The sequence below is a fragment of the Inquilinus sp. CA228 genome, assembly GCF_052078665.1.
In the GTDB taxonomy this organism is placed as follows: domain Bacteria; phylum Pseudomonadota; class Alphaproteobacteria; order DSM-16000; family Inquilinaceae; genus Inquilinus.
The window spans coordinates 1-26,315 of record NZ_JBQJIK010000071.1; the positions used below are offsets into that span (position 1 = coordinate 1).

23 protein-coding genes are annotated in these 26,315 nt (G+C 71.0%); 7 read left to right on the forward strand and 16 right to left on the reverse strand.

Annotation, left to right across the window (positions count from 1 at the left end; all coding sequences use genetic code 11):
- On the forward strand, positions 1-301 hold a 301-nt coding region (locus ACTOWL_RS28645; protein WP_441324692.1), incomplete at its 5' end, for a M10 family metallopeptidase C-terminal domain-containing protein.
- Positions 302-304: 3 nt separating this feature from the next.
- Here ACTOWL_RS28645 and ACTOWL_RS28650 read toward each other — a convergent pair.
- From ACTOWL_RS28650 to ACTOWL_RS28715, 14 genes are all read right to left on the reverse strand, one after another.
- The gene (locus ACTOWL_RS28650; protein WP_441324693.1) at positions 305-763 is read right to left on the reverse strand and encodes a MarR family winged helix-turn-helix transcriptional regulator; all 459 of its coding nucleotides are present in this window, start codon (positions 761-763) and stop codon (positions 305-307) included.
- 12 nt (positions 764-775) lie between these two features.
- A complete protein-coding gene (locus ACTOWL_RS28655) occupies positions 776-1,480 on the reverse strand; it encodes an ABC transporter ATP-binding protein (RefSeq protein ID WP_441324694.1) in 705 nt (234 codons plus the stop codon).
- Complete coding sequence (locus ACTOWL_RS28660) at positions 1,477-2,256, reverse strand: ABC transporter ATP-binding protein (RefSeq protein WP_441324695.1); 780 nt, start codon at positions 2,254-2,256, stop codon at positions 1,477-1,479. Before ACTOWL_RS28660 ends, ACTOWL_RS28655 begins: the two co-directional genes overlap by 4 nt.
- A complete protein-coding gene (locus ACTOWL_RS28665) occupies positions 2,253-4,139 on the reverse strand; it encodes an ABC transporter permease (RefSeq protein WP_441324696.1) in 1,887 nt (628 codons plus the stop codon). The genes ACTOWL_RS28660 and ACTOWL_RS28665 overlap by 4 nt, the downstream gene beginning before the upstream one ends.
- Before the next feature lie 98 nt (positions 4,140-4,237).
- The gene (locus tag ACTOWL_RS28670) at positions 4,238-5,440 is read right to left on the reverse strand and encodes an ABC transporter substrate-binding protein (RefSeq protein ID WP_441324697.1); all 1,203 of its coding nucleotides are present in this window, start codon (positions 5,438-5,440) and stop codon (positions 4,238-4,240) included.
- 52 nt (positions 5,441-5,492) lie between these two features.
- The gene (locus tag ACTOWL_RS28675) at positions 5,493-6,077 is read right to left on the reverse strand and encodes an amino acid synthesis family protein (protein ID WP_441324698.1); all 585 of its coding nucleotides are present in this window, start codon (positions 6,075-6,077) and stop codon (positions 5,493-5,495) included.
- Positions 6,074-6,658 carry an amino acid synthesis family protein gene (locus ACTOWL_RS28680; RefSeq protein WP_441324699.1) on the reverse strand — a complete coding sequence of 195 codons (585 nt, stop codon included), beginning with the start codon at positions 6,656-6,658 and terminating at the stop codon, positions 6,074-6,076. Before ACTOWL_RS28680 ends, ACTOWL_RS28675 begins: the two co-directional genes overlap by 4 nt.
- Positions 6,651-7,538 carry a UPF0280 family protein gene (locus ACTOWL_RS28685; protein ID WP_441324700.1) on the reverse strand — a complete coding sequence of 296 codons (888 nt, stop codon included), beginning with the start codon at positions 7,536-7,538 and terminating at the stop codon, positions 6,651-6,653. Before ACTOWL_RS28685 ends, ACTOWL_RS28680 begins: the two co-directional genes overlap by 8 nt.
- Before the next feature lie 9 nt (positions 7,539-7,547).
- A complete protein-coding gene (locus tag ACTOWL_RS28690) occupies positions 7,548-9,032 on the reverse strand; it encodes a 6-hydroxynicotinate reductase (protein WP_441324701.1) in 1,485 nt (494 codons plus the stop codon).
- Between the two features lies 1 nt (position 9,033).
- Complete coding sequence (locus ACTOWL_RS28695; protein ID WP_441324702.1) at positions 9,034-11,790, reverse strand: molybdopterin-dependent oxidoreductase; 2,757 nt, start codon at positions 11,788-11,790, stop codon at positions 9,034-9,036.
- A 1-nt stretch (position 11,791) separates the two neighbouring features.
- On the reverse strand, positions 11,792-12,640 hold the full coding sequence (locus ACTOWL_RS28700; RefSeq protein WP_441324703.1) for an FAD binding domain-containing protein: 849 nt from the start codon (positions 12,638-12,640) through the stop codon (positions 11,792-11,794).
- Positions 12,641-12,838: 198 nt separating this feature from the next.
- Entirely contained in the window at positions 12,839-15,175 is a 2,337-nt protein-coding gene (locus ACTOWL_RS28705; protein WP_441324704.1) for a penicillin acylase family protein, read from the reverse strand.
- Positions 15,176-15,189: 14 nt separating this feature from the next.
- Positions 15,190-16,302, reverse strand: coding sequence for an NADH:flavin oxidoreductase/NADH oxidase (locus ACTOWL_RS28710; protein WP_441324705.1), 1,113 nt, complete (start codon positions 16,300-16,302; stop codon positions 15,190-15,192).
- A gap of 120 nt (positions 16,303-16,422) precedes the next feature.
- Positions 16,423-17,115, reverse strand: a complete 693-nt coding sequence (locus ACTOWL_RS28715) for a TetR/AcrR family transcriptional regulator (protein ID WP_441324706.1) — start codon at positions 17,113-17,115, stop codon at positions 16,423-16,425.
- 156 nt (positions 17,116-17,271) lie between these two features.
- Between ACTOWL_RS28715 and ACTOWL_RS28720 the strand changes: the two genes are divergently transcribed.
- Positions 17,272-18,474, forward strand: coding sequence for a multidrug effflux MFS transporter (locus tag ACTOWL_RS28720; RefSeq protein ID WP_441324707.1), 1,203 nt, complete (start codon positions 17,272-17,274; stop codon positions 18,472-18,474).
- A gap of 34 nt (positions 18,475-18,508) precedes the next feature.
- Here ACTOWL_RS28720 and ACTOWL_RS28725 read toward each other — a convergent pair whose 3' ends face one another.
- The gene (locus ACTOWL_RS28725; protein ID WP_441324708.1) at positions 18,509-18,886 is read right to left on the reverse strand and encodes a winged helix-turn-helix transcriptional regulator; all 378 of its coding nucleotides are present in this window, start codon (positions 18,884-18,886) and stop codon (positions 18,509-18,511) included.
- A 311-nt stretch (positions 18,887-19,197) separates the two neighbouring features.
- Here ACTOWL_RS28725 and ACTOWL_RS28730 point away from each other — a divergent pair, with 311 nt between their 5' ends.
- Positions 19,198-20,370 (forward strand): L-dopachrome tautomerase-related protein, encoded by a 1,173-nt coding sequence (locus tag ACTOWL_RS28730; RefSeq protein ID WP_441324709.1) that lies wholly within the window; start codon positions 19,198-19,200, stop codon positions 20,368-20,370.
- 19 nt (positions 20,371-20,389) lie between these two features.
- Here the strand turns inward: ACTOWL_RS28730 and ACTOWL_RS28735 are convergent, their stop codons facing one another.
- A complete protein-coding gene (locus ACTOWL_RS28735; protein ID WP_441324710.1) occupies positions 20,390-21,130 on the reverse strand; it encodes an SDR family NAD(P)-dependent oxidoreductase in 741 nt (246 codons plus the stop codon).
- 101 nt (positions 21,131-21,231) lie between these two features.
- On the opposite strand from ACTOWL_RS28735, the gene ACTOWL_RS28740 reads away from it, so the two are divergent.
- From ACTOWL_RS28740 to ACTOWL_RS28755, 4 genes are all read left to right on the forward strand, one after another.
- Positions 21,232-21,852 carry a TetR/AcrR family transcriptional regulator gene (locus tag ACTOWL_RS28740; protein WP_441324711.1) on the forward strand — a complete coding sequence of 207 codons (621 nt, stop codon included), beginning with the start codon at positions 21,232-21,234 and terminating at the stop codon, positions 21,850-21,852.
- A gap of 100 nt (positions 21,853-21,952) precedes the next feature.
- Entirely contained in the window at positions 21,953-23,830 is a 1,878-nt protein-coding gene (locus ACTOWL_RS28745) for an ABC transporter ATP-binding protein (protein ID WP_441324712.1), read from the forward strand.
- Positions 23,831-23,862: 32 nt separating this feature from the next.
- Complete coding sequence (locus tag ACTOWL_RS28750) at positions 23,863-25,392, forward strand: ABC transporter substrate-binding protein (RefSeq protein ID WP_441324713.1); 1,530 nt, start codon at positions 23,863-23,865, stop codon at positions 25,390-25,392.
- Complete coding sequence (locus ACTOWL_RS28755) at positions 25,389-26,312, forward strand: ABC transporter permease (RefSeq protein ID WP_441324714.1); 924 nt, start codon at positions 25,389-25,391, stop codon at positions 26,310-26,312. Before ACTOWL_RS28750 ends, ACTOWL_RS28755 begins: the two co-directional genes overlap by 4 nt.
- The last annotated feature ends 3 nt before the right edge of the window (positions 26,313-26,315 follow it).

Consider the following 26,315-nt stretch of genomic DNA (forward strand, 5'->3'; position numbering starts at 1 on the left):
TGGCAGCGTCGCCCAGAGCCCGGTCGGGGCCGGCGCGGACCGGATCACCGATTTCAGCCGCGCCCAGGCGGACAGGATCGACCTGTCGGCGATCGACGCGAACACCGCGGCTGCCGGCAACCAGGCCTTCGGCTTCATCGGCGCCGCCCTCTACACCGGCATCGCCGGGCAGCTGCGCTGCGCCTTCACCCAGCCCGGCATCACCACCATCGCCGGCGACGTCAACGGCGACAAGGTCTCCGACTTCCACATCACCCTGACCGGCACCATCGGGCTGGCCGCCGCGGACTTCGTGCTGTAGGCCTCAGCTCAGCCGGCGCAGCAGCGCGATCAGGGTCGTCCGCTCGGCCTCGTCCAGCGGCGCGAGGGTCTCTTCGGTGATGCGGAGCGCGTTCAGCACCATGCGTTCGGCCAGGGCCTGGCCGGCGGGGCTCAGGGCCACCTCCAGCCGGCGGCCATCCTCCGGGTCCGGGCGGGTCTCGATCAGCCCGCGCTTGCCCAGCCGGTCGACCACGCCCTTGATCGTCGCCGCGTCCATCGCGGTGCGGCGGCCGAGGCGGTTCTGCGAGCAGGGGCCGCGCTCCAACAGCTTGGCCAGCACCGCCCATTGCGTCGCCGTGAGGTCCTGCTCGCCGATGCCGGAGGCGAAGATCGCGGCGTGGCGCTGGCTGACCTGGCGCAGGATGAAGCCGATCTGGTCGTCGAGGATGTAGGAGCCCTGTCCGGCCCCGGGCCCGCGCGCGGCGGATGCGGTGGTGGTCATGGCCGGTTCCTATCACACCGCGAGATAGGCGTCGCGGATCTCAGGCTGCGCCTCCAGCTCGGCCATCGTGCCGCCAAAGCGGATGCGGCCGGTCTCGATGATGTAGGCACGGTCGCTGATCAGCCGGGCGAAATGCAGGTTCTGCTCGGACAGCAGCACGCTCAGGCCCTCGCGCTTCATCGCCAGGATGGCGTCGGCCATCTGCTCGACGATCTTCGGCGCCAGCCCTTCCGACGGCTCGTCCAGCAGCACCAGCGACGGGTTGCCCATCAGGGTGCGGGCGATGGTCAGCATCTGCTGCTCGCCGCCGCTTATCCGGCCGCCGGGGCGCCGGCGCATCTCGGCCAGGTTGGGGAACAGGGCGTACAGCCGCTCCGGCGTCCAGGTCGGCGCACCCGGCCGCGGCGGCTGCAGGCCGACCGCCAGGTTCTCCTCCACCGTCAGGTCGGTGAAGATCCGCCGATCCTCCGGCACATAGCCCAGGCCGGAGCGGGCGATCTCATGCGTCGGCCGGGCGGCGATGTCGGCGCCGCGGAACAGGATCCGGCCCTCGCGCCGCGGCACCAGCCCCATCAGCGCGCGGAAGGTGGTGGACTTGCCGGCGCCGTTACGGCCGAGGAAGGCGACGACCTCGCCTTCGCCGACCTCGAAGCCGACATCGAACAGGATGTGGGCCGGGCCGTAATGGGCGTTGAGTCCGGAGACCGAGAGCGTCATGCGGGCACCTCCTGGCGATGCCGGGCATCGTAGACCAGGCCGTCGCCGAGATAGACCGCGCGCACCTGCGGGTCGCGGCGCACCGCCTCGGGCGATCCCTCGGCGATCAGCGCGCCGCGGTTCAGCACCATGATCCGGTCGGCATGCTCGAACACCACATCCATGTCGTGCTCGGTGAACAGGACGCCGATCCGCCGCTGCCGGGCCACCTCCGCGGTCAGGCGCATCAGCGCCGCCCGCTCCCTCGGCGCCATGCCGGCGGTCGGCTCGTCCATCAGCAGCAGCTTCGGCGCGTTGGCCAGGGCGATCGACAGCTCCAGCCGCTTGACGTCGCCATAGGCCAGCTCGCCGCAGGCCCGCTCCGCCGCGTCGCCCAGCCCGACGAGGCCGAGCAACGCGTCGGCCTCGGCCCGATAGGCACGGCCGGCGAAGCTGAGCCCGAACCGGCGGTGATGGGACAGCAGCGCCATCTGCACGTTCTCGCGCACCGTCATCGAGGCGAAGGTGGCGGCGATCTGGAAGGTGCGGCCGACGCCCAGGCGCCAGACCCGGCGCGGCGCCAGGCCGGTGATGTTGCGCCCCTGCAGCCGGACGCGGCCGGCATCAGGGCGGATCTGGCCGTTCAGCATGTTGAAGCAGGTGCTCTTGCCAGCGCCGTTCGGGCCGATCAGCGCGAGAATTCCGCCGGCCTCGAGCGTGAAGTCGACGCCGCGCACCGCCTGCACGCCGGCATAGGATTTGGCCAGGCCCTCGACCTGCAGCAGAGGGGGGCTCATTCCGCGGCCTCCGCAGGCGCGGCGGCGGCCGAGACCGAGGGCTTTGGCTTTCGTCGGCGGCCGCGCAGCTCCTCGACAAAGCCGACCAGGCCCTTGGGGAAGGCCACCACCAGCAGCACGATGATGCCGCCCAGCACCAGCTTCGACAGGTCGGTCTGGCTGACCAGCCAGATCGCCAGCGCCTTGTAGACGATGGCGCCGACCACGGCGCCCGACGCGGTCTCGATGCCGCCCAGCAGCACCATGACCAGGCCGTCGATCGACAGCGGGATGCCGAGATTGTCCGGGAAGACGCTGCCCTTGAGGAAGGCGAACAGCGCCCCGGCCAGCCCGGCCATGGTGCCGGCGACCAGGAAGGCGACCCATTGCACGCCGGCCCGGCCGATGCCGATCGCCTCGGCCCGCTGGGTCGAATCCCGCACCCCGCGCAGGGCGAAGCCGAAGGGCGAGAAGGTCAGGATTCGCAGCAGGGCGATGCCGGCCGTGGCCACGGCCAGCGCCAGCCAGTAGAAGCTGGCCGGGTTCGCCGCCCAGGACGAGGGCCAGATCCCCAGCATGCCGTTGTCGCCGCCGGTGACCTCGACCCATTGCGTCGCCACCGACCAGGCGATCTGGGCGAAGGCCAGGGTCAGCATGGCGAAATAGACGCCCGACAGCCGCACGCAGAAGGCGCCGAACAGCGCCGCGCCGAGCAGGCCGAACAATGGCCCGGCCAGCAGCGCCGCCTCCATCGGCAGGCCCAGCGCCTTGACCGCGAAGGCCGCGCCATAGGTGCCGAGGCCGAAATAGGCGGCATGGCCGAAGGAGGCCAGGCCGCCGGTGGTCATCAGGAACTGCAGGCTGGCGGCGAACAGGGCGAAGATCGCGATCTCGGACGCCACCGCCAGGGTGTAGCCGCCGGCCACCGTCGGCAGCAGTGCCGCGGCCACGAGCGCGGCCAGCAGGGCGATGCGCTCGCCCGGAGCGAAGGGCCGCCATGGGCGGATGGCGATGCCGATGGTCGGCCGCGCCGCCGCCTCCGGCTTGCCCAGCAGGCCCCAGGGCCGCACCACCAGGACGCAGGCCATCACCAGGAACACCAGCACCAGCGAGATGGTGGGGAAGACCAGGATGCCGAAGGCGTTCAGCTCCGACACCAGCACCGCGGCGATGAAGGCGCCGGGCACGCTGCCCAGCCCGCCGATCACCACCACGACGAAGACCTCGACGATGATGCGCAGATCCATGGTGTGGGTGACCGCGTCGCGCGGGATCTGCAGCGCCCCGCCCAGGCCGGCCAGGAACACGCCGAGCGCGAAGACGCTGGTGAACAGCCATTTCTGGTTCACGCCCAGCGCCGCGATCATGTCGCGGTCCTGGGTCGCCGCCCGCACCAGCACGCCCCAGCGGGTGCGCCGGAACAAGAGCCACAGCAGGCCGAGCACCACGGGGCCGAGCACGATCAGGAACAGATCGTACAGCGGCAGCCTCTGGCCCAGGATCTCGACCGCGCCGCGCAGCCCGGGCGCGCGGCGGCCGACCAGGTCCTCCGGCCCCCAGATCAGGACCACCAGGTCCGCGACCATCAGGGTGACGCCGAAGGTGGCGAGCAGCTGGAAAAGCTCCGGCGCCCGATAGATCCGGCGCAGCAGCACGATCTCCAAGAGGGCGCCGAGCGCGGCCACGATCAGGGCCGCGACCACCAGCCCGCCCCAGAAGCCGAGCGTGCCGGTGAAGCGCTCGGTCAGGGTGTAGGCCAGGTACGCGCCCAGCATGTAGAAGGCGCCGTGCGCGAAGTTCACGATCCGCGTCACGCCGAAGATGATCGACAGACCCGACGCCACCAGGAACAGCGAGGCGGCGCTGGCGAGTCCGGTCAGGAACTGGGCGACGAGGAAATCCAAATGGTGCTCCCAACTCGCGTAGGTTGGGTTCGCGGAAGCGAACCCAACAGGACGGACCACTGTTGGGTTCGCCAGGGCGAACCCAACCTACGAGGGCGTTATTCCGCCGGCCGCAGCTTGGCGACCTCGGCGTCGGTCGGCAGGTACTGGGCGCCGTCGCGATACTGGAAGTCGGTCATCACGCCCTTGCCGTCCTCGACCGTGGTCTTGCCGACGAAGGCGCCGAGGGTCGACTGGTGGTCGATCTTGCGGAAGGTGATGGGGCCGAAGGGGCTGTCGACGCCGATGCCCTCGGCCGCCGCGATCATCTTGTCGGGGTCGGCGGACCCGGCCTTGGCCAGGATCGCCGCGATCGACTTCATGGTGGTGTAGCCGACGATCGAGCCGAGCCGGGGATAGTCGCTGTACTTGGCCTGATAGGCCTTCAGGAAGGCGTCATGCTCGGGTGACTTGATCGCGTACCAGGGATAGCCGGTGACGATCCAGCCCTCCGGCGTCTCGTCCTTCAGCGGGTCGAGATACTCGGGCTCGCCGGTCAGGAAGCTGACCACGGACCGGTCCTCGAACAGGCCGCGGGTGTTGCCCTCGCGCACGAACTTCACCAGGTCGGCGCCGAAGGTGACGTTCAGGATCGCCTCGGGCTTCGCCGCGGCGAGGGCCTGCGCCACTGCGCCGGCGTCGATCTTGCCCTGCGGCGGCCATTGCTCGTTCACCCATTCGATGTCCGGCCGCTTGGCCGACAGCAGCTGCTTGAACACCGCCACGGCCGACTGGCCGTATTCGTAGTTCGGCGCCACCGTCGCCCAGCGCTTGGCCGGCAGCTTCGCCGCCTCCTCGGCCAGCATCGCCGCCTGCATGTAGTTCGACGGGCGCAGCCGGAAGGTGTAGCGGTTGCCGTTGGCCCAGGTGACGGCGTCGGTCAGGGGCTCCGCCGCCATGAAGAACACCTTCTTCTGCTTGGCGAAGTCCGACACGGCGAGGCCGATGTTGGAGAAGAAGGTGCCGGCCAGGATGGTGACGCCCTCGGACGACACCAGCTCGTTGGCGGCGGTCACGGCATCGGCCGGCTTGCCGCCATCATCCTTGGAGATGACGACCAGCTTCTGGCCGTTCACCCCGCCGGCGGCGTTGATCTCCTCGATCGCCAGCTGCCAGCCCTTGCGGTAGGGCTCGGTGAAGGCCGGCAGGCCGGAATAGCTGTTGATCTCCCCGATCTTGATCTCCTGCGCCCCGGCGGCTGCCGGGGTGCCGAGCGCGGCGGCCAGCGCCAGCGCCGCCGCGACGTGAAATCCTGCCTTCATCCCTGTCTCCTTCGTGTCCTTGTCGGTCGGGCTGCCTTGTGGTTTGCCCGATTCAGCGGAGGCCGTCCTCTCCCTTGATCTCGCTCGTCTTCAGCCCGCCGACCCGGGGCAGGGGGCGGCCGCTGTCGGTCACCGCCACGGCGACCACGATCTCGCCGGCGCGCGGCGCATCGGCGATGCGCACCTCCATGCCGTCGAAATGGCTGCGGACATAGGCGGCGTCCTTGTGGCCCAGCGGGATGTCCAGCGCCACGCCCGGGCCGCCCCGCTTCTTCGAGGACGGGATCAGCGCCGCGCCCTTGCCCAGGACCTTGCGCACCGGCGTGCCCAGCTTCGGGTGCAGGATGGCGGCGGCATGCTCCAGCTCGCCGTTCTCGCCCACCGCCGCGGCCTTGCCGTAGCTCTCGGCGCGGGATCCCTCGATGCCCAGCGCCGCCACCGCCTTCTCGGCCAGCAGCGCGCCCAGTTCCTCGCCGATCTCGAACAGCTCGGTCAGGTCCTCGACATAGCGGCCGGCAAAGGGGTTCTCGATCACCGCCACCGCGGCGGCGCGGCGGGTCGGCGGGGAGACCGGCCGGCCCATCTCGGTCACCGTCTCCTCGACCACGGTGACGATCTTGCGGATCTTCGCGCTCATCGCAGGCCGTCCTCGCCCTTGATCTCGCTGGCCTTCAGCCCGCCGACGCGGGCGTGGATGCGGGCGCCGGTGGTCATCACCAGCACCAGCGCGATCTCGTCCGCCTTCGGGCCGTCCGGCACGCCGACCTCCATCGCGTCGAAATGGCTGCGGACATAGGAGGCGTCGATATGGGTCACCGGCACGTCCAGCCGGGTGCCCGGGCCCCCGACCTTCTTGGCCGAGGCGACGATCGCCTTGGCGCCGCCCAGCGCCTCGCGCATGGCGTAGCCGCCGGGGACATGCCACAGCGCGCCGTGCTCCAGCTCGCCGGCGGCGCCGACGATGGCGCCCTTGCCATAGCCTTCGATGGCCTTCGGGTCGCCGCCCAGGGCCGCGATCAACTGCTGCGCCATGGCCAGACCCAGCGGCTTCAAATCGTCCATGAAGCCCGCGATCTCCTCGACATAGCGGCCGGCGAACGGGTTGCGGATCACGGCGATGATGGCGCCCCGCCGCAGCGGCGTCGCGGCCGGCGGCCCGCCCTCGTGGAAGATCTCCTCGACGATGACCAGGCGCTTGCGGATCTCGACCTCAGGCATGGATCAGGCTCTTTGCTTGCGAAGATGGTGGCGGACTGCCCAGCCCCGCCGTCCGCGTCTCGCCGGCCAGGTGCAGGGCGGCGGCGCGGATCAGGCCGCAGGCGATCAGGGTGTCGGCCTTGGCCACGCCGGCCTCAAGGGCGGCGTCGATTTCGGCCGGATGCAGCGGGCCGACGCCGCGGGTCACCGGGCGGTCGCCCAGGTCGCTGTCGGGCTGCACCTCGCGCGCCGGGACGCGCTGGATCTCGGGATGGCCGGGCAGGTCGACGGCGTTGGCCACCACCGTGGCCGCGGCGTCGGCATCGGCGGCGCCGACGGCCAGGATGGTGACCGCATCGGCGATGCCGAGCGAGAAGCTGCGGCCGCGCCAGCCGCTGGTGGCGATGCCGCGGATCTCGTCCCCGGCCGCCAGCACGGTGGTGCCGAACAGTCCGGGCTGGTCGGGCCGGTCGACCAGGCCGACGGTGAAGCTCTGCCCCGGCGCCAGGTGCAGGGCGATGTCGCCGCCATTGTTGACATAGGCGCGGTCCAGCGGCGCCGCCGCGGTCATCGCCGCCAGCACCGCCTCGGCAACCGCGCCGGCCACCGCGGCCATCGGGGTGATGAAGCTCTCGGCGGCATAGGGGGCCACCGCGTCATGCATCCGCCGGGCGATCGGGCCCTGCAGCGAACAGACGTCAAGCCGGGCCGGGGCACGCAGCAGGGGCAGCTCGTCGCACAGCTCGTCCAGCAGGCCGGTGAAACGCCGCGCCGCCGCCGCATAGGCCGCCCGTACCGCCTCCGCCGCCCCGCTCGCCTCGACGATCAGGTCGATCGGCCCGTCCTGCAGATGCAGGCGCCGCCCGTCGGGCAGCAGCGCGATCTGCGGCAGGCGGGCCATCGGCGGGCCTCAGCCGTGCGACCGCTTCGCGCCTTCGGGCGCGAAGGGCCAGGGGTTGTCGCGATGTCCCGGCACCTGCCGCCGCGCCATGTCGACGCCGAGGGAGGAGAGGGGGCGGACATGGTCCATATGCCCCTCCAGCGCCTCGTAGTCGGACAGGCGCAGGGTGAACTCGATCGGCGCCACCAGGGCCGGGGTCGGGACATAGCCGAAGGCGTTCTCCGGCACCCGGGTCACGTCCACCATGAAGGTGATCCCCCCGCCGGGCCAGACATAGACCGGGGCGCCGCCGCAGGTGACATAGGTCAGCGCCTGCTTCACCGAGCGGGTCAGCCGCACCGGGTTCTCGGTGACGCCGGAGCGCAGCGAGCCGCCGGCGCCGCCCATGAACAGGACGGTGCACAAGGCCGGCTCGCAATTCTCCTCGATCCGCGCGATCGATTGCTGCAGCGGCGCCGGCAGCTCGCGCTGCACCGGCTTCAGCTCGTCATCGAGCTCGTAATAGGCGAAATGCTCGCCGGTGGTGCTGACCATCAGCATGGTCAGGCCGGGCCGCGCCGCCTTCGGGTTGAACGGCCCCAGGATCGACAGCGGGTCGGAGATGTCGGTGCCGCCCCAGCCGGTGCCGGGCTGCGCCACCTGGAAGTAGCGGCCGGGGGTGGAGCGGCGGCCCTTCATGTGGATGCCGGTCTCGGGGATGCCCAGCAGCTTGCCGGCCTGGTGTTCCGACAGCACGCCGGTGATGTGGTCGTCGACCACCACCACCTCGTCGACCTTGCCGTGCCACTGCTTGGCGAACATGCCGATGGTGGCGGAGCCGCAGCCGACCCGCATCCGCTCCTCCGCCGCGCCGTTGACGATCGGCGGCCGGCCGGCCTGGACGATCACGGTGGCGCCGTCGTCGATGGTCAGCTCGACCGCGCGGCCGTTGCTCAGCTCCAGCAGCGTGTCACAGGTGACGCGGCCTTCCTTCTTGCTGCCGCCGGTCAAATGGTGCACGCCGCCCAGCGACAGCATCTGCGACCCGTATTCGCCGGTGGTGACGTGGCCGACCGGCTCGCCCTGGGCCCGCACCAGGCTGCGCTCCGGCCCGAGATGGCGGTCGGTGTCGACCTTCACCTTGACGCCGCAATAGCTGAAGATGCCCTCGGTCACCACCGTGACCATGTCGACCCCGTCGACCTCGGCCGAGACGATGAAGGGGGCCGGCTTGTAGTCGGGATAGGTGGTGCCGGCGCCGATCGCGGTGACGAAGGTCTCCGGCCCGCGCACCAGCTTGCCGTCCCAGTCGCCGGTGCGGCTGAACGGCACCACGCTGCCGCCCTGCGCCAGGGTGCGGTCCAGCACCACATGCGGGTCGACCCGGACCAGTATGCCGTCATGGTTGGCGTAGCGGTCGCAGGCCCCGGCAGCGCCGGGCTTGATGTAGCACATCACCGGGCAGGCATCGCAGCGGATGCGGCCGTCCTCGGTCTTTTCCGTGGGCTGGGACATGTCAGTCCTTCTGTCCGGCCGCCAGGATCGCGGCGCGGATTCGGTCCGGCGTCGCCGGCACCCGGCGGATGCGCACGCCGGTGGCGTCGTGGATGGCGTTCAGGATGGCGGGGGCGGTCGGAATCAGCGCCTGCTCGCCGATGCCCTTGGCGCCGAACGGGCCGACCGGGGCGGCGTCCTCGATCAGGATCGATTCCACCGGCGGCATGTCGCCGGCCGAAGGGATCAGGTAGTCGTGCAGGTTCTCGCCGCGGCCGGGATGGAACTCCTCCATCAGCGCCAGGCCCAACCCCTGGGCGGCGCCGCCCTCGATCTGGCCCTCGACCAGGGTCGGGTTGATCGCCCGGCCGACGTCGTGCGCCGCAGTGATCTTCAAGACCCGGACAACGCCGAGCTCGAGGTCGACCTCGATCTCGGCCATATGGGCGCCGAAGCCGTAGACGGCGTAGGGCACGCCCTGGCCGTCTGCATCCAGCGGGCTGGTCGGCGGGTCGAAGGTGGCTTCGGCGGCCAGGACATAGCCACGCTCGTCCGGCGGCAGCGCGGCCAGGTCGAGGGTGCGGGCGTGCTCGCCCTCGGTGACGGTGACACGCCCATCGGCGAAGGCGATCGCGGCGCCCTCGCCGGCATTGGCCAGGCGCAGCAGGGCGCGGCGCAGGTCGCGGCCCGCCAGCTCCGCCGCCTTGCCGGTGACGAAGGTCTGGCGCGAAGCCGAGGTCTTGCCGCAGTCCGGCGTCAGGTCGGTGTCGGCCGAGACCAGGTCGAAGCGGTCGATCGGCGCGCCCAGCGCGTCGGCGCAGATCTGGGTGACGACGGTGTTGGAGCCCTGGCCGATATCGACCGCGCCCTGGTGCAGCGCGATCCGTCCGTCCGGCTTCAGCCCGATGCGGATGGTCGACGGGTTGGGCAGCGAGGTGTTGCCGCAGCCATACCACATGCCGGCGACACCGGCGCCGCGGCGCAGCGGGCCGGTGGCGGAGTTGTTGAAGGCGGCGGCCTCGTCCCGCGCCCGGCGCCAATGCGGCCGCAGCGATTCCAGGCAGGCGCGGATGCCGGTGCCTTCGCCCAGCACCTGGCCGGTCACGGTCGGCTGGTCGGGCCGCAGGGCGTTGGCGATGCGGAACTCCAGCCGGTCGATCCCCAGCCGGTCGGCCAGCTCATCGTAGAGCTGCTCCTGCGCCACCCCGGCCTGGGGCACGCCGAAGCCGCGGAAGGCGCCGGCCGGCACCAGATGGGTGTGCACGGCGCGGGTCAGCGCACGGTAATGCGGCACGTAATAGGGGCCGGAGGCGTGCACCGGCACCCGGTTGGCCACGGTCGGGCCCCAGGAGGAATAGGCGCCGGTGTTGAAGTCGCCGGTGAAATCCAGCGCGGCCAGCTTGCCGTCCCTCGTCGCGCCGACCCGGGCGCGGATGCGCGACGGGTGGCGCTTGGTCGTGGTCATGATCGATTCGCTGCGGGAATAGACCATCCGCACCGGCCGCTTCAGATGCCAGGCCGCGATCGCGATGAAGGGCTGGATCGACAGGTCGAGCTTGGAGCCGAAGCCGCCGCCGACCGCGGTCGGGATGATCCGCACCGCCTCCGGCGCGATGCCGAGGATCTTGGCGACGTCGTCGCGGTCCATATAGGGCGCCTGGGTGCAGGCCTGGATCTCGATCCGGTCGCCGACCCGGCGGGCGAAGCCGGCCTCGGGCTCGATATAGGCGTGCTCGACAAAGCCGGTCTCGAACTCGCCCTCGACCACCACATCTGCCGCCTCCAGCGCCGCCTCGACATCGCCGCGGACGACCCGGCCGCGCACCAGGATGTTGCCGGCGCGGTCGGCATGGACCAGGTCGGCGCCCTCGGCCAGCGCCGTGTCGATCGTGGTGTGGGCCGGCAGCGGTTCCCAGGTCACCGGGAAATCCGACAGCTCAAGCGACTCGATCGCCCAGCTCTCGCCGACCACGGCCGCCACCGCCTCGCCGCGGAACCGCGCCTCGGTCTCGGCGAAGGCCGGCTGGTCGGCGAAGGGGCCGATCACGCCGAAGCGGTTCTCGCCCGGCACGTCCCTGGCCGTGAACACGCGGACCACGCCGGGATGGGCGGCGACGAAGCCGTCGATGTCGCCGAAGGCGAAGCCGGCGCGGTGATGCGGGCTGCGGATGGCGCGCAGCGACAAGGCGCCGGACGGGGTCTCGTCGGCGCCGAACACGTCGCGGCCCTCGACCTTGCGGCGGCCGTCCAGCCGGTCGATCCGGGCGCCGACGGCGCGGCCGGCCGCCGGCCCCTCGGCCGCCGCGGGCTCCACGCGGGCGTCGAGGATAGCGGCGACGATCTTGCGGTAGCCGGTGCAGCGGCACAGCACGCCGCCGATCGCGTCCATCACCTCGGCCTCGCTGGGTTCCGGAGTCCGGTCCAGCAGGGCGGCGGCGGCCACCAGCATGCCGGGGGTGCAGATACCGCACTGGGCGGCGCCGTGGCGCAGGAAGGCGGATTGCAGCCGGGACGCCGTGGGCGACTGCGCCGGCAGCCCCTCGATGGTGGTGACCCGGCGGCCCTCGACCTGGCCGGACGCGACCAGGCAGCCGCAGACCGGGGCGTCGTCCAGCAGCACGGTGCAGGCGCCGCAATCGCCGGCGTCGCAGCCGACCTTGGTGCCGGTCAGGCCCAGATCGTCGCGCAGCAGGCGGGTCAACCGGCCGGCGGGGTCGGCCGGCACCTGCACCGGGCGGCCGTTCAAGGTGAAGCCGAGCACGGGGCGGGCATCCAGCATCTCAGATCTCCGCCGCAGCGCCGAGGGCGCACGCGTCGAGCGCGCGGCGCACCAGGGTCAGGGCCGCATCCAGGCGGTAAGCGGCGCTGGCGCGGACATCGCCGATCGGCGACAGCGGCGCCAGATGCTCCGCCCGGGCCAGCGCGCCGAGGCCGGGCCGTGCGGGGGCGCCGACAAGGTCCTGCTCCAGCGCCGTCAGACGCTGGGCGACGGCGGAGCAGGAGCCGACGGCGATCCGCGCCTGGCTGACCCTTCCGTCGGCGCGGGCTTCGACCACCGCCGCCACCATGGCGATCGAGATCACCAGATAGCGGCGGGCGCCGAGCTTGAGGAAGGCCGAGGCACCGGCATCGATCGTCCGCGGCACGATCACGGCGGTGACGATCTCGTCGTCGCGCCGGGCGGTGCGGCGGTTGCCGGAAATGAACTCGGACAGCGGCAGGGAGCGCGTGCCGGCGCGGGACCGCAACTCCACCGCGGCGTCCAGCGCCAGCAGCGGCGGCACGCCGTCGGCGGCGGGGGAGGCGTTGCACAGGTTGCCGGCGATGGTGCCCAGATTCTGGATCTGGACCGAGCCGACCTCCCGCGCCGCCGCCTTCAGCGCGTCGAAGCAGCGCGGCAGCGGGGTGGCGATGATGGTGCTCCAGCTGGTGCGGGCGCCGATGCGGATGCGGTCGTCGCCGAGGACGATGCCGTCCAGCTCCGCCAGCCGCGAGATGTCGATGATCGGCCCGGCCAGCGGCCGGTCTCCCGCCGCCGGAAAGATGTCCGTTCCGCCCGCCAGGATGCGGCCGCCCGGCGCCGAAAGCGCCGCCACCGCCTCATCCAGCGTGCCTGGCCGGAGGTACATAGGGGAACTCCCTGGCCTGATCCCGTTCCGACGACCCGCCGTTCTCCGGCGGATATTTCGTTCGTATACAAACGATCTTCATCCGCGCCGGCAAGGCTGTCAAGGCGGGATCGGAGAGGGGAGGGGGGCGTAGGTTGGGTTCGCGCAGCGAACCCAACGCGATGGTGCCTGTTGGGTTCGCGATTCCGCGAACCCAACCTACGGCTGCGGCACCAACTCGATCCGCTGTTCCGCCGCGCCTTCCACCGCCGCGCGGTTGTAGAGCAGCGGGACCTGCTCGCCACGAGCCCACAACGGAGCCAGGTCGCGATAGTGCGGGGAGCGCGGGTCGCCGGACTGGCCGGGGGCGTTGATGCAGGTGCTGCGGTCCCAGTCGCCGACATCCATGACGATGCGGACCGAGGCGCCGTGGATGACCCGGAAGTCGTCCGGCCGGTAGGCGGCGTGCATGACGGTGGAGCCGCTGCCGCCCTTGGGCAGCGGGCCGACGTCGAGATCGCCGCGGCGGTCGGGCGCCACCGCGCTGGCCGGATGCTCGAAATAGCCCTGGTGCAGGTCGCCCCAGCGCCAGGCCGACGGATCGACACCCAGGCGGCGTGTCGCGTCGCGCACGGCCTCGCCCAGCGTCTCCAGCAGCAGCGCGTCGCGCGCCGCTTCCGGATCGGCGCCGAAGCGCGCGTCCGGCGATTCCAGCGCCGCCAGGATGCCGGCGACGTCGCCTGGCGCCAGCAGCCGGCGGATCGCCGGGTCGGGCACCAGCCGGGCGAACAGCGCCGGCTTCAGGTGCTTCGTCCACCACAGCTCGAACAGCGCCGCGGCGGCGGAGCCAACGTCGAGCCGGGAGTCCCAGTTGCGCAGCAGGTCCAGCCCGCGCGCCGCGTCCCGTGCCTCGAGCGGCGCCAGCAGGCGCTGCATCCGCCGCGCCGGGACCGACAGCGTGTCGGCCTGCAGCACCCGGGACTGGGCCAAGGTATGGCGGTCCTGCCCGGCCAGCACCTCGCGGATGCGCACGGCCCGGCTGTCCTCCAGCCATTCGAAGCCGACCGGCCGGTCGTCATGCGGCCAGTCCGGCGGCAGGTTCAGCTCGTTGGCGGTGGCGACGAAGCCTTCCGGCGGGTCGGCGCACAGCGGCATCAGCGCCGGGTCCATCATGCCGTCCCATTCGTGGCTGCCATCGCCCGGCTCCGGCGCCAGGCCGCGCCAGTTCGGCCGCCGCGGCACATGGCCCGCCGGCAGCCAGGCGATGGTGCCCGAAGTGTCGGCATAGACCTGGTTCACCGACGGCGTGCCCCAGCGCCGCATCGCCGCCCGGAACTCGGCCAGGCTGCGGCTGCGCATGCCGGACAGGCTGGCGAGATAGGCGGCCGAGCCCGGCTCGAACCAGACCGACCGCACCGCCACCGCGCTGCGCCGGGCCGGGTCGGCATGGACCACGGGCCCGTGCCGGGTGAAGCGCAGGCTTCGCACCTGCTCCGGCGCGCCCTTGACGGCGAAGCGCTCCTCCACCGTCCGCATCCGCTCCCAGCCTTCGCCGTAGCGGTAGGAGTCGGGGTCGTCCGGCCGGGTCTCGTAGAGATACACATCCTCCTGGTCGGCGCCGAAGATGGTCAGGCTGAAGGCGGCGGTGCCGTTATGGCCCATCATGATGCCGGGCACGCTCGGCTCGCCGGCGCCGATCGCGTCGAAGCCCGGCGCGGTCAGGTGGACCAGGTAGCGCAGCGACGGCACGGCGTGGGTGCGGTGCGGGTCGGTGGCCAGGATCGGCCGGCCGGTCGCGGTGCGGCTGCCATGCACCGCCCAGTTGTTCGACCCGTCAGGTTCCTGCGCCCGCAGCACCTCGCCGAGATCGGTGGCCACCCGCCACAGCGGCGCCTCGTCCAAAGTCGCGGCCAGTCGCTCCGGCGGGAAAGTCACCGGCGCCATGGCCAGGCGGAACAGTTGCAGCGCGTCCGGCGGCACCGCCTCGGGGTCGAAGCCCGGCACCGGCCCGACCTCGACCGGCGGCTCGACCGCCTTGCGCAGCCGGTCGGTGGCGGCGTCGGCCCCGGCCAGCACATGCGCCCGCGCCAGCTCCGACAGCGCGTTGCGGGTCAGGCCGTGGCTGCGGATGCGGACCACATCCTCCGGCTGCCAGCGCGCCGGCCGGGTGCCGAACAGCCGGAACTCCTGCGGCAGCCGGTCCGGCTCGCGCTCGGTCAGCCCGACATAGGCGTTGATGCCGGCGGCGAAGCGGGTGCAGATCGCCGCCGCATCCTCGGCGTAGGCAGCCCATTCCGCCGCCATGTCGCCGCGGTAGAGGAAGTGGCGGCTGGCGATGTCCTGGGTCAGGTAGCCGGGGCCGAAATCGGCGGCCAGCAGGCCCAGGCCGCGCTTGCGCCACAGGTCGATCTGCCACAGCCGGTCGCGGGCGGCGTTGAAGCCCTGCAGGAAGAACAGGTCGTCCTGGCTGGCCGCGGTCAGATGCGGGATGCCCCAGCGGTCGACCAGGATCTCGGCCGGGGCGGTCAGGCCCGGAACGGCGATGGTGTCGGTCATTCCGGGCCTCTCGCTTATTCCGCGGCCTGCAGCAGCTTGCGGCCGGGCCAGATCTTGACGCCGGCCCGGGCGTATTGCGGCGGCAGGGTCAGCTCGGCGCCGAGCGCCTCGGCCGCATGCCAGCCCCAGCGCGGATCGTCCAGCACGGCGCGGGCCAGCGCCACCTGGTCGGCATCGCCGCGGGTGATGATGCCCTCCGCCTGGTGCGGGTCGACGATCATGCCGACGGCGCGGGTGGCCAGCCCGCTCTGCTGCCGGATCTCGCGGGCCAGCGGCACCTGGTAGCCGGGGCCGACCGGGATGCGGGCCCGGGCGGCGTTGCCGCCGGAGCTGGCGCAGAGGAAGTCGAAGCCGATCGCCTTCAGCTCGGTCGCGAGGACCGCGGCCTCGTCGACGCCGAAGCCGCCCTCGACCCATTCCGAGGCGCTGACCCGGACTCCCAGTGCGATCCCGGCCGGCACCGCGTCACGGACCGCGCGCGCCACCGCCAGCGGGAAGGCGCGCCGCCGCTCGGCGTCGCCGCCCCAGCGGTCGTCGCGCCGGTTCGACAGCGGCGACAGGAAGCTGTGCATCAGATAGCCATGGGCCATGTGCAGCTCGATGGCGTCGAAGCCCAGCCGCACGGCACGGTGGGCCGCGGCGACGAAGGCGGCCTTCACCCGCTCCAGCCCGGCCTCGTCCAGCGCCTCGGGCGTGTGCCAGCCGGAATCGAAGGGCAAAGCGGAGGGGCCGACGGTCGGCCAGGGATCCTGGTCGGGGCCGAGGGCGCGGCCGCCCTCCCAGGGGCGCTGGCACGAAGCCTTGCGGCCGGCATGGGCCAGCTGGATGCCGAAGCGGGTGCCGGGCAAGGCGACCGCGCGGGCGGCGGCCAAACCGCGGGCGATCGCCCGTTCATTGGCATCGGAATAGAGGCCGAGGCAGCCATGGGTGATGCGGCCGCGGCGCTCGACGCCGGTCGCCTCCACCACCACCAGCGCGGCGCCGGACATGGCAAGGTTCATCCAATGCTGCAGGTGCCAGTCGGTGGCGCTGCCGTCATCGGCGGAATACTGGCACATCGGTGCCACCACGATCCGGTTGGGCAGCGAGACCGGGCCGAGGGCAAGCGGGGAGAACAGGGCGGACATGGGGGATCGCTCGATCGGTTACGGGGCGCGAAGCTCGACGGCGTCGGACGAGATGTTATGTCAGATCTTTCGATCCGCACCAGCCATCGGCGCAGGGCAGGCCCGACCGGCTTGCTGGTATCAGTTGGGGCGGGTGCGCTGCGCCAGGGCGGGCGGCGGCGGGGCGGTCGGACCGAAGGCGCGCAGGAAGGTGCGCACGGCATTGGTGACCCCGACATCGATCTCGGCCTCCGCCGGCTTGGTGCCGAGCATGTGGGAGATGTGGAAATCGGCATGGATCAGGGCCAGGAACTGGCGTGCCGCCAGGTCCGGATCCTCGATCCGCAGATATCCGGCATGGGCCAGCCTGGCGAAGCGTGCGGCGATCGCGGCCCAGGCGGTGCCGGGCCCGTGCTCGCGCCAGGCGGCGAACAGCGCCGGATAGCGTTCGCCCTCCGACTGGATCAGCTTGCGCAGCGCCCCGCCGTCGCGGTTGTACAGGCAGTTGCGCACCAGCCGGCCGGCGAAGGCGGTCATCTCCGCCTCCAGGTCCCGGGGCCGGTCGGGGAAGGTGGTCAGGGTCGAGAACAGGCCGGCATTGCAGCGCTCGGTCATCTCCCGCACCACGGCGACGAACAGCGCCTCCTTGTCGCCATGGTGGTTGTAGATGGTCTGGCGCGACACCCCGGCCTCGGCCGCGATCAGGTCGATGCTGGCGCCGGCGAATCCATCGCGGCAGAACACGGCCGCGGCCGCGTCCAGCACCGAGGCGTGCTTGGCGACCTGGCCGCGCCGGGGCGGCACCGGCCGCCCGATCTGTTCCGACTCCTGCATGTCCCCACCATAAGGGGGCTTGACGGTTTGGACAATACTGTCCAAAGTTTTGGACAGAGAGTCGCAGCGATCGCCCGCAGAGGCGATGCGCGGCTCGCTTTCATCATCCGCCCGGACCATCCCCGTCCGCCGGCCTCCGATTCCGGAAGACCGCTCATGTCCTCGTCGCTGCTGCGCTATGCGATCGTGCTCGGCCTGCTCACCGCCATGGGGCCCTTCGCGATCGACATGTACCTGCCGGCGCTGCCGGAGATCGGCCGCAGCCTCGGGGCGGGCACCGAGGCGGTGCAGGCCAGCCTGATGGCCTTCTTCATCTCGCTCGGCGTCGGCCAGCTGGTCTTCGGGCCGCTCTCCGACATGTTCGGACGCAAGCTGCCGCTCTATATCGGCCTGGCCGTGTTCCTGGCCGGCAGCATCGGCTGCGTCTTCGCGCCGGACATCGAGACGCTGATCGCCTTCCGCTTCGTGCAGGGGCTCGGCGCCTGCGCCGGCATGGTGATCCCGCGCGCCGTGGTGCGCGACCTGCACACCGGCACCGAGGCGGCACGGCTGATGTCGCTCTTGATGCTGGTGTTCAGCGTCTCGCCGATCCTGGCGCCGCTGATCGGCAGCTTCGTGATCGAGGCGGCGGGCTGGCGCGGCGTGTTCTGGGTGGTGACGGTCCTGGCCGCGCTCGGCATCCTGCTGCTGGCGTTCTGCCTCGGCGAGACCCGGCCGCGCGCCCATCGGGTGGAGAGCAGCATCGCCGGCGCGCTGTCGGCCTACCGGTCGCTGCTGACCGACCGGCAGTTCCTCGGCCTGACCTTCATCGGCGCCTTCGGCATCGCCAGCTTCTTCGCCTATCTGGCCAATTCCTCCTTCGTGCTGATCGAGCATTACGGCCTGTCGCCGCGGCTCTACAGCGTGTTCTTCTCGATCAACGCCGTGTCCTTCATCGGCGTGTCGCAATGCACCGCCTGGCTGGCGGCGCGCTTCGGCTTCGGCCGGATCGTCCGGGTCGCGGTCACCGGCTATGCCGCGGCCATGGTGGTGCTGCTGGCCGTCACCCTGGCCGGGATCGACCAGCTGGCCGTGCTGGCCGCGCTGCTGTTCGTCGGCTACGGCTTCCTCGGCCTCGTCATCCCGACCACCTCGGTGCTGGCGCTGGAGGAGCACGGCGCCGTCGCCGGCACCGCCTCGGCCCTGATGGGCACGCTGCAATTCGTCACCGGCGCGGTGGTGATTGCGGTCATAGGCCCGTTCTTCGACGGCACCTCGCTGCCGATGGTGGCAGGCATCACCGCCTGCGCTGTCATCGCCTTCGTGCTGGCCCAGATGACCCTGGGCCGGAAGCGGCCGGTCGAGGTGCCGGCGCAGTAGGGCATGGGGGCTCGGCCCCTCGGCGGCCCGCCGGTTATGCGGCCTTCCCGGTCCTCGCGGCGCGCGGGCTGTCCCCGAGCGCGATGTGCTCGTCGCCCCAGGCCTTGAGCGCGCTGATAACGGGCGCGAGGCTCTGGCCATGCGCGGTCAGGCGGTATTCGACCTTCGGCGGGATCTCAGGATAGATCTTCCGTGAAATGAAGCCGGCTGTCTCCAGCTCACGCAGCTGGGTCGTCAGCATGCGCTGCGTCACATTCGGCAGCCGCCGCCTGATCTCGTTGAAGCGGAGCACCTCCTCCTTGAACAGGTGATACAGCACGACGCCCTTCCACTTGCCGCCGATGAGGGCGAGCGCGCCTTCGACGACGCAGCCCGGGCTGCAATCGAGGCTCTGGTGCCGGATGCGGGGCATGGTCTCTCTCTTTCGACAGTATCATTTTCGACACTATAAGCGATATATGTGTGTTCTTGTTGGAATCATTCATAGATGACATATCGTCTCCCAGCAACGGAGGGAGACCGGACATGCGCGATGTCGCCCACAGATCTCCGGGCCTGATCGGCGACAGGCTGGGCCTGGCGGACGTCCTTCGGCCGAACCCCGCGCCCATGCCCTGATCCGGGGACGGCAGGTCTCGAAGCCGGCCCCTTCAGCAATCACCTCCGACGGAAGCCCGCATCGGCGATCCACCGCGATCGCCGATCGAGGGAAGCCGTGTGCCCGTGATCCTTCTCAACCACGATGCGGAGACGGCGATGATGAACATGACCCGCGGAATACTGCTGGCATCGGCGATGGCAATGTCCCTGTCGGCGCCGCTGCAGGCTCAGGAGGCCCCGGCGCCGATCGAGGCGGAAGTCTTCGCCGAATTGCCGGAGGCCGTCGGCAACATCACCTTCACGGCCGACGACCGGGTGATCTTCAGCCATCACCCCTTCTTCGGCCATGACGTGCGCGTGGCGGAGCTGAACGGCGACAGGCGCAGCTACACGCCCTTTCCCAACGCCGCATGGAACAAGCAGCGCGAAGGCACGGACCAGTATCTCGACAGCGTGCTCGGCCTGCGGGCGGATGAGAACGGCGTCGTCTGGATGCTGGACATGGGCCAGCGCACTCCTCTGACGCCCAAGCTCGTCGGCTGGGACACCAGGGCCGGCAGGCTCGCCCGGATCTACTACATCCCGGCGCCGGCCTCGCTGCCGGAATCGCAGCACAACGACTTCGTCGTCGATCTGAAGAATCGCAAATTCTACATCGCCGACGAAGGCATCGGTCCGGGGGGCGACGGCACGAAGGCGGCATTGGTCGTCGTGGACATGGATACGGGCGCGGCGAGGCGGCTGCTGCAGGGTCATGTCAGCACCCTGCCGGAGGCCGTGCCGATCACGGTCGACGGCAACGTACTCACCGTGCCGGGCAAGGATGGGGCGCCGAGCCCGATCAGGGTGGGCGCCGACGGCATCGCCGCCGACAAGACCTTCGAATGGCTCTACTTCGCGCCGCTCAGCGGCGGCAGCCTCTACCGCGTCAGGATCGCCGACCTGAACGACGAGAGCCTGCCCGACGCCGGCCTGGGCGAACGCGTGGAGCGCTACGCGGCCAAGCCCAACAATGGCGGCCTGTCCATCGACGATGAGGGCAATCTCTACCTGACCGAGGTCGAAGCGAACGCCGTCGGCGTCATCCCCGCCGGAACGCGCCAGTACCGTCGCTTTGCGCAGAATGAGCGCCTGCTCTGGCCGGACGGCGTCAGCTACGGCCCCAGCGGCTTCATGTACGTCTCCGCCGCCCAGATCGCCCAGGCGGCGATCTTCAACCAGGGCCGGGCGCTGAACCGGCCTCCCTACTTCATCTTCAGGTTCAAGCCGCTCGCGCCGGGGCGCGTCGGCCACTGACTCGGGGCAGACGAGACGATCAGGCGTTCACACCACCGTCGACGGCGATGGACGCGCCGGTCACCCACCGGCCGCCCTCGCCTGCGAGATGGGCGACCATCGCGGCGACGTCCGACGCCTCGCCGTAATGGCCGAGGGCGATGCCCTGGCGCTGGCCGTCCGCGCCGGGCCCGTCCGCCGGGTTCATGTCGGTGTCGGTCGGGCCGGGATGGATGATGTTGGCGGTGATGCCGCGCGGGCCGAGATCCCGCGCCAGGCCGCGGGTCAGCCCGGTCAGCGCCGCCTTGGTCATGACGTAGAGCGTCATGTTCGGCGCGCCGGCATAGTCGGCGAGGCAGGACCCGATCGAGATGATCCGCCCGCCCTGGCCCAGATGCCGGGCCGCCGCCTGGGCCGCCAGGAAGCTGGAGCGCACATGGATCGCCAGGGTGCGGTCCAGCTCGTCCTCGCTGACCTCCTCGAACGGGCCATAGGGGAAGATCCCGGCATTGTTGATCAGGATGTCGATCTGGCCGAGGTCGGCCACGGTCCGCTCCACCGCCGCCTGCACCGCCTTGCCGTCGGTGGCGTCGGCGGCGATCGCCAGGCCGCGCCGGCCGGCCGCCTCGATCCGCCCGACCACGGCTTGCGCCTTGTCGGGCGAGGCGGAATAGGTCAGCGCCACATCGGCGCCGTCCCGCGCCAGCCGCTCCGCGATCGCGGCGCCGATGCCGCGGCTGCCGCCGGTGACCAGCGCGACCTTTCCGGACAATCCGGACATGGCAATCCCCATTTATGTGTTGATCGATACATAAATGCATATCCCGCTTGCCGGCGCCTGTCCAGTGAATTATGTATTGCTTGACACAGAAAGGATCCGCGATGGCCGAACGGGGCCGTCCCCGCAGCTTCGACCGGGCTGCCGCCCTGCACCGGGCGATGGAGGTGTTCTGGGCGCGCGGCTATGACGGCGCGTCGATGGCCGACCTCACCGCCGCGATGGGCATCAACTCCCCCAGCCTCTACGCGGCCTTCGGCTGCAAGGAGGTGCTGTTCCGCGAGGCGCTCGAGCTCTACGAGTCGGGCGAGGGCGGCTCGGCGTCCCGGTCGCTGCAGGAGGCGCCGACGGCGCGGGCCGGCGTCGAGGCGATGCTGTGCGAGAACGCGACGGCCTACACCGCGCCGGGGCGACCGCCCGGCTGCATGATCGTGCTGGCCTCCGCCGTCGGCATCCCGGCCAGCCCGGAGGTCCGCGACTATCTGCAGGCGGCCGGGCGGCGGTCGGTGGCGCAGATCAAGGCGCGGCTGGACCGCGGCCTGGCCGAGGGCGATGTCCCGGACGGGGCCGACACCCAGGCCATCGCCGCCTATTTCGCCACAGTGCTGAACGGCCTGACCATCCAGGCCCGCAACGGCGCCGACTGCCCGGCGCTGCAGGCCGTGGTCGACAGCGCCATGGCCGGCTGGCACGCGCTGACGGCACCGCGGGAAAGAGCCGGTTGACAGCGCGACGGCGGGGCCTCGACAGTTCGCCATCGAATCTCCGGACAGAGGCTGGCATGGGGCAGGGCAGGGTGAGCGGACGCGCGCCGGCGATCCGGCTGTGACCGGCGCCGTCGAGACGCTGGACGCGCCGCGGTCGGGCGCAGACTCCGGCGCGCTGCTGTCGGTGCGTGACCTGACCGTCACCTTCGACACGCCCGCGGGTCCCTTCGCGGCGGTGCAGTCGCTCGGCTTCGATCTCGCCCCCGGCCGCACCCTCGCCATCGTCGGCGAATCCGGCTCGGGAAAATCGGTCACGGCGCTGTCGCTGATGCGGCTGGTGCGCCATGTCGGCGGCGCCATCACCGGCGGCTCGATCCGGTTCCGGCCGGAAAGCGGGGCGCCGATCGACCTGGTGCAGGCGCCGGAGAACCGGCTGCGCGAGATCCGCGGCAACGACATCGCCATGATCTTCCAGGAGCCGATGACGTCGCTGAACCCGGTCTTCACCATCGGCAACCAGATCGTCGAGGCGCTGGTGCTGCACCAGAATCTCGGCCTGCGCGAGGCGCGGCGGGAGGCAGAGGCGCTGCTGCGCCGGGTGCGGCTGCCGGATGCCGGGGCGATGCTGGGCCGCTATCCGCACCAGCTGTCGGGCGGCATGCGCCAGCGGGTGATGATCGCCATGGCGCTGTGCTGCCGGCCGCGCCTGCTGATCGCCGACGAGCCGACCACGGCGCTGGACGTCACCATCCAGGCCCAGATCCTGACCCTGATCCGCGAGCTGCAGCGCGACCTCGGCATGGCCGTGCTGTTCATCACCCACGACATGGGCGTGGTGGCGGAGATGGCGGACGAGGTGCTGGTGATGTGGCGCGGCCGCAAGGTCGAGCAGGCGCCGGTGCGCGACATCTTCCGGGCGGCGCAGCACCCCTACACCAAGGCGCTGCTGTCGGCGGTGCCGCGGCTGGGCAGCCTGGCCGGCGAGAACCTGCCGAAGCGCACGCCCCTGATCGTGCTCGACGGCGACACGCCGCGCAGCGTCGGCGAGACCCGAGTGCAGGACACCGCCGACACCGCGGCGCCGCTGCTATCGGTCGACCGGCTGACCACCCGCTTCGACGTCAAGAAGACCATGCTCGGCCGCGTCACCCACCGGGTCCATGCGGTGGAGGAGGTCAGCTTCGAAGTCTATCCCGGCGAGACGCTGGCGCTGGTCGGGGAGTCGGGCAGCGGCAAGTCGACCATCGGCAAGACCCTGCAGCAGCTGGTGGCGCCGACCTCCGGCTCGATCCGCTTCGAAGGGCAGGACGTGCTGGCGATGGGGGTGGCGGAGCGGCGGCGGCTGCGCCAGAAGATCCAGTACGTGTTCCAGGACCCCTTCGCCGCGCTCGACCCGCGCAAGACCGTCGGGTTCTCGATCGCCGAGCCGATCGTCACCCACGGGCTGGCGGCGGACCGTGCCGCGGTGACCCGGCGGGTGCACGAGCTGCTGGAGCGGGTGGGTTTGCCGGCGGCCCGGGCCGGGCGCTACCCGCATGAATTCTCCGGCGGCCAGCGCCAGCGCATCTGCATCGCCCGGGCGCTGGCCAGCGACCCGAAGCTGATCATCGCCGATGAATCCGTCTCCGCCCTCGACGTCTCGATCCAGGCCCAGATCGTCGACCTGCTGATGGAGCTGCAGGCACGGCAGCGCCTGTCCTATCTGTTCATCACCCACGACATGGCGGTGGTGGAGAAGATCAGCCATCGCGTCGCGGTGCTGTATCTCGGCCAGATCGTCGAGATCGGGCCGCGCCGGGCGGTGTTCGAGACGCCGCGCCACCCCTACACGAAACGGCTGCTGGCGGCGGTGCCGGTGGCCGATCCGGAGCGGGCGGCGCAGCGCCCGGCGCTGGAGGGCGAGATCCCGAGCCCGGTGCGCGCGGTCGGCGACGAGCCGGCGATCCACCGGCTGCAGCCGGTCGGGCCCAACCATTTCGCGGCGGCCGAGGCATGAGCCGCCATCACAACAGAACAGGGAAGGCGATGATGCTTAAAGGAACCCTCGGCAGGCATGCTCTCGGACTGGCTCTGGCGACGGCGCTGCTGCCCGCCGCGGCGTCGCAGGCCCAGGCGGCGGGGACGCTGACCGTCGCGCTGCGGCAGGACCCCGGCAGCTGGGACCCGATCGACACCTTCCTGGTGGCGTGGGGATCGGTCGGCAGCCAGATCTTTGACGGGCTGGTGATGCGCGGCCCCGACCTCAAGCTGGTGCCCGGCCTGGCGACGAGCTGGGAGTTCCTGGACGACGCCAACCGCATCCGCTTCCATTTGCGCGAGGGCGTCACCTTCCAGAACGGCGAGGCCTTCGACGCCGCCGCGGTGAAGTTCACCTTCGACCGGCTGCTCGGTGCCGAGGGCGCCAAGGGCCCGCAGCAGTCGAACTACAATTCGATCGACCATGTCGCGGTGGTCGACGACCACACGGTCGACTTCGTGATGAAGCGGCCGGACCCGGTGCTGCTGACCAAGCTGGCCGGCTACGGCGCCATGATCGTGCCGCCGAAATACCTCGCCGAGAAGGGCGACGACGCCTTCAACAGCGCGCCGATCGGCACCGGCCCGTTCAAGGTCGTGTCCTACGAGCCGAAGGTCGGCCTGACGCTCGAGGCCAACCCCAGCTACTGGGGCGGGGCGCCGAAGATCGACAAGCTGGTCTACCGCTTCATCGCCGAATCCTCGACCCGGGTGGCCGAGCTGCAGGCCGGCCGGGTCGATGTCGCGACCCAGGTCGAGGTCGCCCAGGTGCCGGTGATCGAGCAGGACCAGAAGCTGCAGATCGTCAGCGTGCCGGGCCCGACCGTCTACGCCATGCGGTTCAACACCAAGGACCCGCTGACCTCGAACGAAGCGGTGCGCAAGGCCATCATCATGGCGGTCGACCGCGACACCATCGTCAAGACCGTGCTCGCCGGCCAGGCCGAGCCGATCGTCAGCTTCCAGAGCCGGCTGTCCTTCGGCTATCCGCCCGAGCTGAAGCCGCTGCCCTTCGATCCGGCCGGCGCCAAGGCGCTGCTGGCCCAGGCCGGGGTGCGGCCGGGCACGCCGCTGCAGCTCGACTTCCGCGGCGACAACGCCACCCTGCGCGAGGTGCTGCAGGCGGTGGCCGGCTACCTGCAGATGGTCGGCTTCAAGGCGACGCTGAAGCCCTATGAGAGCAATGTCTTCCTCAACGACATCGTGCCGAACGGCAAGACCGGCCCGCTGTTCCAGGAGGGCTGGGGCGGCTGGACCTTCGACTACGACAACACCGCCTATCTGATGTACCACACCGGCGAGAAGTGGAACCCATACGACAGCATCCCCGAGCTGGACGCGATGCTGGAGGCGCAGCGCAAGACCTACGACCCGGCCGAGCGCGAGAAGACGCTGCAGCAGATCGCCGGCTACGTCGCCGACAAGGCGATGGAGCTGCCGCTGTACAACTCGAACACCATCTACGGCGTCAGCCGGCGGGTGCAGAACGCCCAACTGCCCTCCGACGAGCGGATGCGCTTCGTCGACGCAACCGTCGAATGATCGGCTTCGTCGCCAAGCGGGTGGCGCTCGCGGTGTTCGTCGTGCTGGTGGTGACGCTGCTGGTCTCCTGGGCGATCCGGCTGACCGGCGATCCGGCGGTGATGCTGGCCCAGGGCGCCGGCAGCGTGACCGAGGAGGATCTGCAGCGGATCCGCATCGCCCTCGGCCTCGACCGGCCGTTCCTGGTCCAGTATCTCGGCTTCCTGCAGGGCCTCCTGACCGGGGATCTCGGCCGCAGCTTCCTCGGCGGCACCCCGGTCACCCTGCTGGTTGGCAGGGCGCTGCCGGCGACGCTGCTGCTGGCCTTCGTCTCGCTCTTCGCCTCGATCCTGCTGTCGATCCCGCTCGGCATCCACGCCGCCGTGCACAAGGGCCGGGCGGTCGACCAGTTGATCCGCATCCTGTCGCTGGTCGGGCTGTCCTTCCCGAACTTCTGGCTGGCCATGATGATGGTGCTGGTGTTCTCCATCGCGCTGGGCTGGCTGCCGCCGAGCGGGATGGAGGACGCATCCAGCCTGGTGATGCCGGCCGCCACCATGGCGATCATCCTCACAGCCACCAATGTCCGGCTGGTGCGCACCGCGATGCTGGAGACGCTGTCGGCGCAATACGTCATGGTGGCGCGCAGCAAGGGCCTGCGCGAGCGGGTGGTGCTGTACAAGCACGCGCTGCGCAACTGCGCCATCCCGCTGATCACCTATATCGGGCTGCAGTTCGGCGGGCTGGTCGGCGGCATCGTGGTGGTCGAGCAGGTCTTCGCCTGGCCCGGCATGGGGTCGCTGGCCTTCGACGCCATCGCCGCCCGCGACTATCCGGTGCTGCAGGCGGTGATCACGGTGCTGGCGATCCTGATCGTCGTCATCAACCTCGCGGTCGACATCGCCTATGGGCTGGTCGACCCGCGCATCCGCACCGAGTAGCCC

Excerpts from the sequence above, each read along its gene's own strand:
- ACTOWL_RS28710 (WP_441324705.1), bottom strand. The coding sequence starts at position 16,302 with ATGTCCGCCCTGTTCTCCCCGCTTGCCCTCGGCCCGGTCTCGCTGCCC.
- ACTOWL_RS28680 (WP_441324699.1), bottom strand. The coding sequence starts at position 6,658 with ATGCCTGAGGTCGAGATCCGCAAGCGCCTGGTCATCGTCGAGGAGATC.
- ACTOWL_RS28675 (WP_441324698.1), bottom strand. The coding sequence starts at position 6,077 with ATGAGCGCGAAGATCCGCAAGATCGTCACCGTGGTCGAGGAGACGGTG.
- ACTOWL_RS28700 (WP_441324703.1), bottom strand. The coding sequence starts at position 12,640 with ATGTACCTCCGGCCAGGCACGCTGGATGAGGCGGTGGCGGCGCTTTCG.
- ACTOWL_RS28660 (WP_441324695.1), bottom strand. The coding sequence starts at position 2,256 with ATGAGCCCCCCTCTGCTGCAGGTCGAGGGCCTGGCCAAATCCTATGCC.
- ACTOWL_RS28655 (WP_441324694.1), bottom strand. The coding sequence starts at position 1,480 with ATGACGCTCTCGGTCTCCGGACTCAACGCCCATTACGGCCCGGCCCAC.
- ACTOWL_RS28705 (WP_441324704.1), bottom strand. The coding sequence starts at position 15,175 with ATGACCGACACCATCGCCGTTCCGGGCCTGACCGCCCCGGCCGAGATC.
- ACTOWL_RS28720 (WP_441324707.1), top strand. The coding sequence starts at position 17,272 with ATGTCCTCGTCGCTGCTGCGCTATGCGATCGTGCTCGGCCTGCTCACC.
- ACTOWL_RS28650 (WP_441324693.1), bottom strand. The coding sequence starts at position 763 with ATGACCACCACCGCATCCGCCGCGCGCGGGCCCGGGGCCGGACAGGGC.
- ACTOWL_RS28740 (WP_441324711.1), top strand. The coding sequence starts at position 21,232 with ATGGCCGAACGGGGCCGTCCCCGCAGCTTCGACCGGGCTGCCGCCCTG.
- ACTOWL_RS28695 (WP_441324702.1), bottom strand. The coding sequence starts at position 11,790 with ATGCTGGATGCCCGCCCCGTGCTCGGCTTCACCTTGAACGGCCGCCCG.
- ACTOWL_RS28735 (WP_441324710.1), bottom strand. The coding sequence starts at position 21,130 with ATGTCCGGATTGTCCGGAAAGGTCGCGCTGGTCACCGGCGGCAGCCGC.
- ACTOWL_RS28690 (WP_441324701.1), bottom strand. The coding sequence starts at position 9,032 with ATGTCCCAGCCCACGGAAAAGACCGAGGACGGCCGCATCCGCTGCGAT.
- ACTOWL_RS28715 (WP_441324706.1), bottom strand. The coding sequence starts at position 17,115 with ATGCAGGAGTCGGAACAGATCGGGCGGCCGGTGCCGCCCCGGCGCGGC.
- ACTOWL_RS28670 (WP_441324697.1), bottom strand. The coding sequence starts at position 5,440 with ATGAAGGCAGGATTTCACGTCGCGGCGGCGCTGGCGCTGGCCGCCGCG.
- ACTOWL_RS28755 (WP_441324714.1), top strand. The coding sequence starts at position 25,389 with ATGATCGGCTTCGTCGCCAAGCGGGTGGCGCTCGCGGTGTTCGTCGTG.
- ACTOWL_RS28750 (WP_441324713.1), top strand. The coding sequence starts at position 23,863 with ATGCTTAAAGGAACCCTCGGCAGGCATGCTCTCGGACTGGCTCTGGCG.
- ACTOWL_RS28725 (WP_441324708.1), bottom strand. The coding sequence starts at position 18,886 with ATGCCCCGCATCCGGCACCAGAGCCTCGATTGCAGCCCGGGCTGCGTC.
- ACTOWL_RS28685 (WP_441324700.1), bottom strand. The coding sequence starts at position 7,538 with ATGGCCCGCCTGCCGCAGATCGCGCTGCTGCCCGACGGGCGGCGCCTG.